Below are 11,781 nucleotides of genomic sequence, written 5' to 3' on the forward strand. Positions count from 1 at the left end.
GGAGACCAGCAGTTGGCCGTGCTTGGCATGCTCGTCGGGTCCACCCGGGTCGGCGGGCACATACAGGCCGGGAATACCGAGCATGCCGGTCGGCCGCACCGTCTCGACGAGCGTGTTCAGGACGACGGCGGGTTCCTCATGGCTGGCGTCATGCGACTGGGCCTGGTACCCGACGGCGTCCACACCCTTGTCGGTGCCCTCGCCCCTGGTCTGCTCCTTGATCTGCTCACTCGGATCGCCCTGGGTGAAGTCGATCGGGACAGCCCCGATCTCCGCCGCCTTGGCGAGCCGTTCCGGCACCCGGTCCACGGAGAACACCTGGGACGCACCGCGCAACAGCGCGGAGTAGGCGGCCATCAGACCGACGGGCCCGGCGCCGAACACGGCCACGCTCTCACCGGGGGACACCTGGGCGAGTTCGCAGCCGTGATATCCGGTCGGGAAGATATCGGCGAGCAGCACGAAGTCGGTCTCGAACTCCTCGCCCGGTGGCAGCTTCAGACAGTTGAAGTCGGCGTACGGCACCCGCAACCGCTCCGCCTGGCCGCCTATGAAGGGGCCCATCGCCACATAGCCGTACGCACCGCCGGCGAACCCCGGGTTGACCGTCAGACAGAATCCGGTCTTGCCGGCGAGACAGTTCTTGCAGAACCCGCACGCGACGTTGAACGGCATCACGACGCGGTCCCCGGAGGACAGGGAGGTCACACCGCTGCCGACCTCCTCGATGACGCCGAGGTTCTCATGCCCGAAGACGATGCCGGCCTCGGCCGCCGTGCGGCCCTCGTACATGTGCAGGTCGGATCCGCAGATCGCGGTCGACGTCACCCGTACCAGCACGTCGTTCGGGTGCTGGATCTGCGGATCGTCGACATCCCTCACAGCCACGCTGAAGGGCTTCTCGTAGACGACGGCTTTCACCTGTACCACCTCCGCGTCGAACGCCGGGCACCGGCGACGGGCCGCCGCATCCGCGAAGACGCGCACCATGACACGGCCTGTCGGCCCGTGTCGCGGGCCCAGGCGCTCTTGCTTCGCCACTCGATACTTCCAGGGAACTCCCGTACGTCAGCACCTGCAACCCGCATCCCCCACACCCCGCCGGCACACCGCCCACCCCCACCACGGCAGCGCCCCAGGGGGCGCGGGGAAGTGCGCGGTCAGCCACGACGACGCCGCTGAAGTGGGGTGTGCCGGGCCCGGTGTCCCCGCGCAGCGGACGGGATCGGGTGGCGCCTCACGCGGGGAAGCGTGTGGTCAGCCACGATGGCGCCGCAGGACGAAAGCCTCCCTGTCCCGGCGGGCCGCCCCGTTCGACAGGCTCGGGTCAATCGGTCGAGCGGGCCGAGCCGGGAGCGGAACCGATCCCGGCCGGCCGTGCCTGGACGGCGCGGCGACCGCCGAGCAGCAGCCGCCGCGCGGGACGCTCCACCTGCTCGTACAGGACCCAGGACAGGCCGAGGGACAGCGCGAAGGCGACGGCGGTCACGGCCAGGCCGGCCAGCGCGCCGAACCGCGGGGAGAGCCCGAGCACATTGGTGCCGGCCCGCAGCACCAGCAGATGCACCATGTAGAACGCGAACGACAGTTCCCCGAGCCGCACCAGCCGGCGGCGCCGCCACAGCGAGGGCAGCCCCCGCAGGTCCGCGACGGCCGCCGCCGGGATGAGCAGGGCGAAGCCCGCGATGGTGCAGGCGGTGGCCGCGTAGCCGGGGGTGATCTGCGGCACGAGGAAGTAGCCGATGACCGCGAGGGCGAGCGATGCCTCAAGTCCGGGGCCGCGCCACCGGTCGAGGAACACCAGCCGGGCGGCGGCGGCGCCGAGGACGAACTCCGGCAGCCGGGCAGCGGGGTTGGCGCTGATCGACTGCGCCGTCCAGTGGTGTGTCTCCGCCCAGGCCAGTACCAGCACGGCCAGCACCGACGCCCCGGCCAGCACCGCGGACCCGCGGGCGCCGAGCCGGCGCAGCAGGAGGGCCAGCAGCGGGAAGGCCGCGTAGAAGAACGCCTCGCAGGCGAGCGACCAGCTGACCGGGTTCAGCGTCTGCCACCAGGGGCGCCACCAGGAGTGCACCAGCAGAACGTTGGCGACCGCCTGGGACGGCTCGGGCTTCGTCTGGTGGGCCAGCGTGAACGCCATGAGCAGCGCGATCGCGGCCGTCACCAGGTGCACCGGATAGACCCGGGCGATCCGCCGCCGCCAGAAGGCGAGCGCGCGGTCCCCGGGCCGCGCGGACCAGGTCAGCACAAAGCCGGACAGCACGAAGAAGAACGACACGCCGCTGGCGCCGGGCCCGAAGGCCCAGGTCGCATAGCGGTCGCCGGCGCCGCCGAAGTAGTGGAAGTTGCGTACGTGCAGTCCGAAGACCAGCAGGGCCGCCACCCAGCGCAGCCCGGTGAGCGACGGCAGCGAGGGCGCGGGCGCGGCGGGTGGCAGCCGGGCGGCGGGGGAGGGGGCGGTGACGGGCGGCGTCCCGGTGGTGCGGGTCGTCCTGGTCGCCGTCGTCATCGGATCACCTTCCGGGGGAGTGTGGGGCGGGCATGAAAGGGAACGTTGCCAGTTCGCCATCTTTCATGCAGGTTGTTCAGGAAACCTCACACCCCTGGCGTGGCCGAGCGTTGACGGCGCGTCTTGGCGGGTAGGGCAGGCCCCCCATATGGCGGACCCGGGACACCCCGCCCCCGGACGCGGCGGTGTCCGCGCCGGGACTTCCCCCGCCCGGGGGAACGGCGGGGCGGCCGGTCATGGCGGGATCCATGGGAGACGGGTCGAGATCGCCAGGGCACCGGTCGGCCACCGTGGTGTCCACCGGGCCGAGCCGGGAGAGCGCCGGCAGCGCGGCGAGCGCGATGTCCTCCCGTACCGAAAGCCCGCGGACGACCCCCTCGGCCTTGCGGTCCTGAGGCAGCAGACCGACGCTCGCGCGGATTTGCATCGTTGGAAGGGCGCTGTGAACCCCTCCGTCCGAAGTCCCGGCCGGCCCGCCCGGTCCTGCGGTCAGCGCCGGCCCAGTGTGCTCTCCCGCTCCACCAGCCGGAATTCGGCGGTGAGTTCACGTCCGCCGGGGCCCTGCCGGCCGGACAGGCTGCGCAGCAGCGAGGCCACCGCGAGCCGGGCGATCGCCTGCTTGTCGGGCGAGATCGTGGTCAGCGAGACGGCTCCGAAACGGCTCTCGGCGATGTCGTCGAAGCCCACCACGGCGATGTCCCACGGCACCCTGAGCCCGCGCTCGTGCAGCACCCGCATGGCGCCGATCGCGATGAGATCGTTGAACGCGAAGACCGCGTCGGGCCGCACGCCCGCGTCCAGCAGCCGCGCCATGGCCCGCGCGCCGTCGTCCCGGTCCCAGCCGCCGACCGGCACGACCAGGTCGTCCGGGGCCGGGACCCCGGCCGCCGCCAGCTCGGCCCGCCAGCCGTCCAGACGCAGATGGGCGGGGCGGTTGGCGGAGTCCGTGCGGACGCCCAGATAGGCGATCCGGGTCCGGCCGCGGCCGAGGAGATGGCGCACCGCGGCGCGGGCCGCCGCCACATTGTCGATCGCGATGTGGTCGAACGGCAGGTCGTACTCCCGCTCGCCGAGCAGCACCAGCGGCACATCGTCGGCCCGGCCGCGCAGATCCTCGGCCTCCAGCTCCAGCGGGCTGAGGATCAGCCCGTCGATCACCCGGGCCCAAAACCCCTGGCTGACCAGCAGTTCCCGTTCGCGTTCACCGCGCGTGTGGTCGAGCAGAACCGTGAACTCATGCTCGGCGGCGGCGTCGATCACGGCGCCCGCCAGCTCGGCGAAGTACGGGTTGCCGAGTTCCGGTACGGCCAGCGCGATGATGCCGGTACGGCCCTTGCGCAGATGGCGCGCGGTGAGATTCGGCCGGTAGCCCAGCTCGTCGATGGCCTGCTGCACCCTGGCCCGCATGGCCGGGGCGACGTGCGGATAGTTGTTGACGACGTTGGACACGGTCTTGATCGAGACGCCCGCACGTTCGGCCTGGGCCTGATGGTGTGGCAGGACATGCCGGCCATGACCGCGGGCCGGAACCCGGACACGGCCTCCCGCACCCGGTACGAGCGCGAGATGAAGCAGATGATCGACGAGCACATCAGCAGCCCGTCGATCGTCATGTGGGTCACCTTCAACGAGGGCTGGGGCCAGTACGACATGGCCCGCATCGCCGACCAGGCCAAGGCATGGGACCCGACCCGGCTGGTCGACAGCATGTCGGGCCTCAACCTCGGCGCGGACGGCGGCACCGGCGACATCATGGACGAGCACGGCTACCCGAGCCCCGCACTGCCCCCGCACCCGGACGGCGAACGGGCCCTGGTCAGCGGCGAGTACGGCGGCCTCGGCCTCGCCGTGCCCGGCCACGCCTGGTCGGTGCAGCAGTCGTACGTCGACGTCGACCCGGCCACCTACACCGACGACTACCTCACCAAGCTCGCCGAGGTGCACGCCCTGGCCTGCCGGGGCGGCAACGGCGCCGTGTACACCCAGATCACGGACGCCGAGGGCGAGCTGAACGGGCTGATCACCTACGACCGCAAGGTCGTCAAGCCGGAGGTGCGACGGCTCAAGGCCGCCCACGAGGCACTGATCGGCGACGCGTCCCGGGCCACCCCCGCGGGCTGCGCGTGACACCCCGGCCGCCCGGCGCGCACCTCCCCGCCCGCCGGGCGGCCCCGGCGTCCCGCCCGAGCACGGGCGTACGACTCGCCGGAACCCGAGCCGATGAACCCTCTTCGGCCAGGGCCCGCTTTGCCGAAACGGCAAAGATCATTGCCGTGTCCGGCCGGATCGGCGCAGGCTCTCCCCGGGTGGCGCCATGACCACCCACCGCGGCCCGGACCGCGCCGAACCCAGGGAGGCACCATGACCGAGATGCCCACCATGCGACCCGAGGAGTTCTGGGAGACCAGGTACCGCACCAACGACCGGGTCTGGAGCGGTAGGCCCAATCCGCTGCTCGTCCGTGAGACCGCCGGGCTGCGCCCCGGCACCGCCCTCGACCTCGGCTGCGGCGAGGGCGCCGACGCCGTGTGGCTGGCCACGCACGGCTGGCGGGTCACCGGCGCCGACATCTCGGCCACGGCCCTCGACCGCGCCGCCGCGCATGCCGCCGAGGCGGGAGTCACCGACCGCACCTCCTGGGAGCGCCACGAACTGGGCCCGAGCTTCCCCCGGGGCCGGTTCGACCTGGTGAACGTCCAGTATCTGCAGTCCCCGGTGGCACTGGACCAGCGTGAGGTGCTGCGCCGTGCCGCCGACGCGGTCGCCGCCGGCGGCACGCTCCTCGTCGTCCTGCACGCCGGCTGGCCGTCCTGGCAGACCGAACCGCCCTTCGACCACACCTTCCCCACGCTGCGCGGCGTCCTCGACGACCTCGCGCTGCCCGAGGAGCACTGGACCGTCCAGACGCTGGAGTCGGTACGGCGCACAAGCACCTCACCCGACGGCACGGAGGGCTTCCGCGACGACCATGTGTGGCGCGCGCGCCGCACCGACTGACCGCAGCCGGCCCGGGTCAGCCCGCCGGCTCCCGCTTCCGCCGGCTACGCGCGGCGGCCGTCCGGGCCGTCCGGTCGCCCGCCTGTGACCGGTTGCGGCGGCCGTCCAGCTCGACGGCCAGGGGCGTGGCGGTGAACACCGAGGAATAGGTGCCCACCGCAAGACCGATCAGCAGCGCCAGGGCGAAGTCGGTGAGCGAGTCGCCGCCGAGCACCGCCAGCGCGGTCAGGATCAGCGCGGCGCCCATCCCCGTGTTCACCGTGCGCGGCAGGGTCTGCACGATCGCCCGGTCGGCGATGTCCGGCAGCGCCGCCCGGTCGCGGCGCAGCAACTCCCGGACCCGGTCGAAGACGACCACCGAGTCGTTGACCGAATAGCCGATGACGGTGAGCAGCGCCGCGAGGAACACACCGTCGACGGGCTTGCCCAGCCAGGCGAAGACACCGACCAGGATCAGTACGTCGTGGGCCAGCGCGACCACCGCCGCGGTGCCGAGCAGCCAGCGGAAGCGGGCGGCGAGATACAGCAGTTGGGCACCGAGGGCCACGGCCAGCGCGATCAGCGCGTTGCGGCGCAACTCGTCGCCCAGGCTGGGGCCCACCAACTCGTCGCGGACCCGCTGCGCCCTGCCGCCGAGGTCACCGACGGCCGCGGTGACCTCGGCCGCCTGCGCATCGGTCAGTTCACCGGTGCGCACCGTCAGCCGGGCGTCGCCGGAGGACTGCACGACGGCCTGCGGGAAACCGGCGTCGGCCAGCGCGGCACGGGCCCGCTCCGGGTCGACCGGGGTGCCGGTGGCGTACTCGATGAGCCGTCCCCCGGTGAACTCGATGCCGAGGTCGAGGCCGCGGAACGCGATGCCCGACCCGGCGAGGACGAGGGCCACGCCGGAGACCGCCAGCCAGCGCCGCGGACGACGCATCAGCCGCGGATCGCGCCGCGCCAGCCGGTCGCGGACCGTGCCGGTGGTGGCGATGCCGGTCAGCCCGGGGCGGCGCCGCACCCAGGCCCGGCCGGCCGCGTACTCGGCGAGCACCCGCGTGATGACCAGGGCGCTGACCATGGACGCGAGCACGCCGATGCCGAGGGTGACGCCGAAGCCGCGCACCGGCCCGGAGGCGAGGAAGAACAGCAGTGCCGCGGCGATCAGCGTGGTGATGTTGGAGTCGGCGATCGCGCTGAAGGCGTTGCGGCAACCGGCGGCGAGCGCCGACCGCGGGCCGGACCGGAGCCGGGCGGCGCTCTCCTCCCGGGCGCGTTCGAAGACGAGTACGTTGGCGTCGACGGCCATGCCGATCGCCAGGACGAAACCGGCGAGACCCGGCAGCGTCAGGGTGGCGCCCAAGGCGGCCAGGGCGGCGTAGGAGATCAGCCCGTAGCAGAGCAGTGCCACGGTCGCCAGCACGCCCATGAGCCGGTACACGCCGATGATGAACAGCGAGGTGAGTACGGTGCCGAGGGCTGCGGCCCAGGCGCTCGCGGTGATGGCCCGGGCGCCCAGGCTGGGGCCGACCGTGTGCTGCTCGACGGTCTCGACCGGCACCGGCAGGGCGCCGCCGCTGATGAGCAGCGCCAGTTCACGGGAGTCGGCGTCGTCGAACGCCCCGGTGATCCGGGTCGAGCCGCCGGGGATGCCCGTCCCGCAGGAGACCGAAGGGTCGACCTGCGGCGCCGAGATCATCTTGTCGTCGAGGACGATCGCCACGCGGCGCGCTGGATCACCGACGGGACGGCAGGCCGCCTCGCCGGTCAGCCCCGTCCACCGGTCGCGGCCCGAGCGGTTGAAGTCGACGGTGACGCCCCAGCCGGCGCCTGACTCCTGGTCGAAGCGCGCGGCGGCACCCTTGACGTCCTGCCCGGCCAGGGCCGCGGCCCCGAGCCGCAGCAACTGTCCCGACTCGTCGGGCAGGACCCGCTCCCCGGACGTCCCGGACCGCGACCGGGGCGCCTCGGCGGCGCTGTCGAGCACCGGGTGGACGGTCAGCTGGGCGGTTCGGCCGAGCACGTCGGCGGCCTTCTTCGGGTCCTGCACGCCCGGCAGTTCCACGATGATCCGGTTGCTGCCGGAACGGACGAGGGTGGGTTCGGCGACGCCGAGCGCGTCGACGCGGCCCCGCAGCACCTCCAGGGTGCGGTCGGTGGCGGCGCGGTCGGCGTCGACGGTCTCGGTCGAGCGGGTCTCCAGCACGATCTGGGTGCCGCCGCGCAGATCGAGCCCGAGGCGGACCGGCACGGTCAGGGCGATGTACAGCGATACGGCGATCACGGCGAGGGCGAGCAGCGCGCGGCCGCGCGCCGAGCGGGAACGCGAGCGGGTGGGGGGACGGTAGCGGGAACGGGTCAACGGTGCCTCCGGCGGGCACGCCGCGGCTGCGGCCGGCGCGGTCGCGGCGGACGGTCAGGACGGAAAGGTCAGGAGCCGGAGGACAGGGGAGGCGCCCGCCCGCGCTCGGGGGGCGCGTCGGACCCCGAGGGCCCGGGAACGTCCGCACCCCACGGCGCCCGCGCGGAGCCGGGAACCGGGAGGGACGCGCCGACGGTCAGGGCCGCCGCGTGCTGACCGGGCGGCCCCGGACGCTCGGCATGATGCTCATGACGCGTCCCGGCCCGGCTGACCCCACCGGCGTCGCGCTCCACGTCGGCGTGGGGGTGGGGCTGGGCCCGGTGGGTGGGATGGTGCTCGTGGTGTGTGGCGCCTCGGCTGGTGTCGTCGGCGTGGTGGTCCGCGTCGGCGTGGGGGTGGGGCTGGGCCCGGTGGGTGGGGTGGTGCTTGTGGGGAGTGCCGACCGGGCTGGTGTCGTCGGCGAGGTGGTCCGGGCCGGCGTGGGGGCGGGGCGGCTGGGCCCGGTGGGTGGGTTTGTGGTGGTGGCTGTGCGCGGTCGCGCGGTGGCTGGGTGGGCCGGGGTGTTCGTGGTGGTGCTCGTGGTGTGTGGCGCCTCGGCTGGTGTCGTCGGCGTGCTGGTCCGCGTCGGCGTGGGGGTGGGGCTGGGCCCGGTGGACGACGTCGCCTCGGTGGACGACGCTGCCTCGGCGGAGCGCATCGGTCGGGGTGGTGACGTTGCCTCGGCGGAGCGCATCGGCCGGGGTGGTGCCGGTGGTGTGGTGGGCTGCGTGGGCCGGGGTGGTGTGGGCGGTGTCGGTCTGGTGGGTGTTCGTGGTTGCCGGCGCGGGGGCCGGGGCTGGTCGGGGGGCCGCCGGGGTGGACGCCGTTGTCAGCAGGGCCAGCAGGGCCAGCAGGACGGCCGCGAGCACGGTGAGCCGGCGGGTCGGCCGCTCGGCCACGGCCCGGGGGCGGGCCATCGGCCGGCCGGCCGCCGCCCCGGGGACGGCGTGCGGACGCACGGACATGCGCCGTCCCCTTTCCTGGTGGCGGTCGTGATACGGCAGGCGGGTCCGAGGCCCGGGCCCCGGGAGAGCGGAGGATCAGGGTTCGACGAGCCCGGCCCGGATCGCATAGCGGGTGAGGTCGAGCCGGTCGCGCAGACCGAGCTTCTGCAACAGGTTGGCCCGGTGCCGCTGCACCGTCTTGATGCTGATGAAGAGCAACTCGGCGATCTCCTTGGACGACCGCCCCTCGGCCACCAGCTTGAGCACCTCCTCCTCGCGGGGCGTGAGGATCTGGTCCGGGGTCTCCTCGCCGTGCCGCACCCGCTCCAGGTAGTTGCGGATCAGGGCGGTGACCGCGCCCGGGTAGAGGAAGGGCTCGTCGCGCATCGCGGCCCGGCAGGCGGCGACCAGATCACGGTCGGCGACCGACTTCAGCACATAGCCGCAGGCGCCCGCCTTCAACGCCTGGAAGAAGTACTGCTCGTTGTCGTGCATCGTGAGCATCAGGATCCGCAGCCCCGGCTTCAGCCCGGCGAGTTCCCGGGTGGCCTGCAACCCGGTCAGCCGGGGCATGGCGATGTCCAGGACCGCGAGGTCCACCTCGTGGCTGCGGGCCATCTCGATGGCCTCCGCCCCGTCACCCGCCTCGGCGACCACCTCCAGGTCGGGCTCCCCGTCGAGAATGAGCCGCACACCGCGCCGTACCAACGCGTGATCGTCGGCGAGCAGAATACGGATCTTGGCTGGGTCGGGCATGGTCAGGACTGCTTTCTCGGGACGGGCGCGGCGAGCCGGATCTGGGTGCCGGTACGGGGTGCGCAGACGGGGGAGATGTCAAGGGCGGCACCGATGAGCAGGGCCCGCTCCCGCATTCCGCGGATGCCCGCGCCCTCGCGCGCCGCCTTCATTCCCCGGCCGTCGTCGGTGACGGCGAGGACCACCGCGTCGTCGGTGTGCTGCAACGCCACCACGACCCGCTCGGCGTCCGCGTGGCGGGCGGCGTTGGTCAGGCTCTCCTGGGTGACCCGGTAGAGCACCAGCTCGGTCTCCGGCTCCAGCGCGGGCAGGTCGGCCGCGAAGCGGCGTTGCACCCGCAGCCCGGTGTGGGTGGCGAAGTCATGGGTGAGCGAGGTCAGCGCGCTCACCAGACCCAGGTCGTCCAGCACGCCCGGCCGCAGCCGCCGTGCCAGTCGACGTACCTCGTCCAGGCTCTCCCGGGTGATCTCCTGCACCTGGCGCAGCTCCCCGCACAGCGGCTCCTCCGCCTCGTCCGCGGCCCGTTTCAGGGCGAGCAGCACGGCGGTCAGGCTCTGCCCGACCTCGTCGTGCAGCTCCTGCGCGATACGGCGGCGCTCAGCCTCCTGCGCGAGCAGCACCCGGGCACTGCTCGTGGCGCGTTCCTGCTCCAGCCGCTCCAGCATCGCGTTGAAGGTGCGGATCAGGTCGGCGACCTCGGCGCCGCCCCGGGCGGGCAGCCGCTGGCCGGGCCGCAACAGGTCGACAGTCGTCATCAGCCGGGTGAGCCGGTCCAGCGGGGCCAGGCCCCAGCGCAGCAGGGCGGCGTTGGCCGCCAGCAGTACGGCAAGCCCGCCCAGCAGGATGATCGCCTCGGTCAGCACGACCGGCACGGAGACGGTGACGGGAGCCCACAGCAGCAGCGCCGTGGCCGTACCCAGCACCGCGGCGTTGAGCGCGAAGATCCGCCAGAACAGGGACACCGGTGCGTACTCCTCCATGTGTGACGCGGCCTGCCTCTACTGTCGTCCATCGCACCCCGGCACCGGCCCGCGCCCCCCGGGTCCCGATGCGCGCCCGCCCCAGCATGACCGTCGCCCGGTCGCGGGTCGATGGGATCTGACGCCCATTTCGGATGGCTCGGCCTACCCATGCGGGCCCCGGATGGATGCTCCGACCTCGGGGAAATGGGGCCTGCGCCCGATGGGTCCTGGCCGCCCCAGCCAGCAGGCTTGAGGCATGACCGAACCGCTTCGTCCACGCACGGTGTGGCCGTCGGACCGCCCGCCGCCCGTGGCCGTGCGCCGCCGCCCACCATCCGCACCGGCCGTGAAAGGGCCCCCACCATGTCCCTCGACACCCCGCGCGTGCCCCACGACACCTCGCGCACCGCGTCCCGTTCCGCCCGTCTGAGCCCGGACGAGGCGCGCCGCCGTCTCGACCACGCGCGCGCCACCCGGCTGACCCAGCTGGAGGCCCTGGACGAGACCGGTCAGACGGCGGACGACCACCTCATGTCCGCGCAGCGGACCGCCATCCAGGGCGTGCTCGCGGAGATCGACGCCGCGTTCGCCCGTATCGAGGACGGCAGTTACGGCATCTGCCTGGGCTGTGCCCAGCCCGTGCCCCCGGAGCGCCTGGAGATCCTTCCCTACACCCGTCACTGCGTCGCCTGCCGCGCCACCGCCTGAGCCGTCCCCGCGGCCCCTCGTCCTACGGCCCTGCACAAGGGGTGAAGTGGTGAACCCGAACCAGCAGACCATCAGCGACCGCGACACATGTCTCACACCCGAGGACCTTGCCGCGCTCCGCGAGAACCTGACCGAGCAACTCCAGTTCCGCAGGGAGCAGCTTCAGCAGATCACGGCGGACGCCGGGCCCGGCGACGACGACGGGAGCGGGCTGCCGGCGGCCTCGCAGGTGGAGGTCCGGGCGAAACTCGCCACCTCCGCCCGCATGGTGCTCGCCGACATCGAGGCGGCCCTGCGCCGCATGGACGAGCAGCGCTACGGCGACTGCCACCTGTGCCTGCGTCCGATCGCCCGGGACCGGCTGATGATCGTGCCGCAGGCCCGCTATTGCGCGCGCTGCCAGCAGGTGGGGGAAGCCGGACGATGAACCCCGCGCGCAGTTCACTCGCGGTGCCCCGGCATCGGCCCTGGCCGGCCTGCCGGCAGCGCCGGGTGTCGCCCTCGACATGGGCAGCGCCCGTA

Annotated in this window: 11 protein-coding genes and 1 pseudogene; 4 read left to right on the forward strand and 8 right to left on the reverse strand. The window is 73.3% G+C overall.

Annotation, left to right across the window (positions count from 1 at the left end; translation table 11 throughout):
- The 4 genes from ABT245_RS23020 to ABT245_RS23035 all read right to left on the reverse strand — a co-directional run.
- The coding region (locus ABT245_RS23020; RefSeq protein ID WP_351736424.1) for a glutathione-independent formaldehyde dehydrogenase at positions 1 to 921 on the reverse strand (921 nt) is incomplete at its 3' end.
- Positions 922 to 1,327: 406 nt separating this feature from the next.
- Positions 1,328 to 2,509, reverse strand: a complete 1,182-nt coding sequence (locus ABT245_RS23025; protein ID WP_351736426.1) for an acyltransferase family protein — start codon at positions 2,507 to 2,509, stop codon at positions 1,328 to 1,330.
- 76 nt (positions 2,510 to 2,585) lie between these two features.
- Positions 2,586 to 2,936, reverse strand: coding sequence for a hypothetical protein (locus ABT245_RS23030; RefSeq protein WP_351736592.1), 351 nt, complete (start codon positions 2,934 to 2,936; stop codon positions 2,586 to 2,588).
- Positions 2,937 to 2,998: 62 nt separating this feature from the next.
- The gene (locus tag ABT245_RS23035; RefSeq protein WP_502982167.1) at positions 2,999 to 3,958 is read right to left on the reverse strand and encodes a LacI family DNA-binding transcriptional regulator; all 960 of its coding nucleotides are present in this window, start codon (positions 3,956 to 3,958) and stop codon (positions 2,999 to 3,001) included.
- Between the two features lie 30 nt (positions 3,959 to 3,988).
- On the opposite strand from ABT245_RS23035, the pseudogene ABT245_RS23040 reads away from it, so the two are divergent.
- A pseudogene (locus tag ABT245_RS23040) lies at positions 3,989 to 4,636 on the forward strand (glycoside hydrolase family 2 TIM barrel-domain containing protein); the annotation flags it as partial.
- Between the two features lie 234 nt (positions 4,637 to 4,870).
- Positions 4,871 to 5,506: a class I SAM-dependent methyltransferase gene (locus tag ABT245_RS23045; protein ID WP_351736428.1), complete on the forward strand. Its 636-nt coding sequence runs from the start codon at positions 4,871 to 4,873 to the stop codon at positions 5,504 to 5,506.
- A 16-nt stretch (positions 5,507 to 5,522) separates the two neighbouring features.
- Here the strand turns inward: ABT245_RS23045 and secD are convergent, their stop codons facing one another.
- The 4 genes from secD to ABT245_RS23065 form a co-directional block, all read right to left on the reverse strand.
- Positions 5,523 to 7,850: a protein translocase subunit SecD gene (gene secD / locus ABT245_RS23050; RefSeq protein WP_351736430.1), complete on the reverse strand. Its 2,328-nt coding sequence runs from the start codon at positions 7,848 to 7,850 to the stop codon at positions 5,523 to 5,525.
- Positions 7,851 to 7,918: 68 nt separating this feature from the next.
- The gene (locus ABT245_RS23055) at positions 7,919 to 8,854 is read right to left on the reverse strand and encodes a hypothetical protein (RefSeq protein WP_351736432.1); all 936 of its coding nucleotides are present in this window, start codon (positions 8,852 to 8,854) and stop codon (positions 7,919 to 7,921) included.
- 75 nt (positions 8,855 to 8,929) lie between these two features.
- Positions 8,930 to 9,589 (reverse strand): response regulator, encoded by a 660-nt coding sequence (locus ABT245_RS23060; RefSeq protein WP_351736434.1) that lies wholly within the window; start codon positions 9,587 to 9,589, stop codon positions 8,930 to 8,932.
- A gap of 2 nt (positions 9,590 to 9,591) precedes the next feature.
- Positions 9,592 to 10,551: a HAMP domain-containing sensor histidine kinase gene (locus tag ABT245_RS23065; RefSeq protein ID WP_351736436.1), complete on the reverse strand. Its 960-nt coding sequence runs from the start codon at positions 10,549 to 10,551 to the stop codon at positions 9,592 to 9,594.
- Positions 10,552 to 10,914: 363 nt separating this feature from the next.
- On the opposite strand from ABT245_RS23065, the gene ABT245_RS23070 reads away from it, so the two are divergent.
- Positions 10,915 to 11,259, forward strand: a complete 345-nt coding sequence (locus ABT245_RS23070; RefSeq protein WP_351736438.1) for a TraR/DksA family transcriptional regulator — start codon at positions 10,915 to 10,917, stop codon at positions 11,257 to 11,259.
- Between the two features lie 49 nt (positions 11,260 to 11,308).
- Positions 11,309 to 11,686 carry a TraR/DksA family transcriptional regulator gene (locus ABT245_RS23075; RefSeq protein ID WP_502982168.1) on the forward strand — a complete coding sequence of 126 codons (378 nt, stop codon included), beginning with the start codon at positions 11,309 to 11,311 and terminating at the stop codon, positions 11,684 to 11,686.
- Positions 11,687 to 11,781: the final 95 nt, after the last annotated feature.

This window comes from Streptomyces sp. NPDC001508 (assembly GCF_040298665.1).
Taxonomy (GTDB): Bacteria; Actinomycetota; Actinomycetes; order Streptomycetales; family Streptomycetaceae; genus Streptomyces.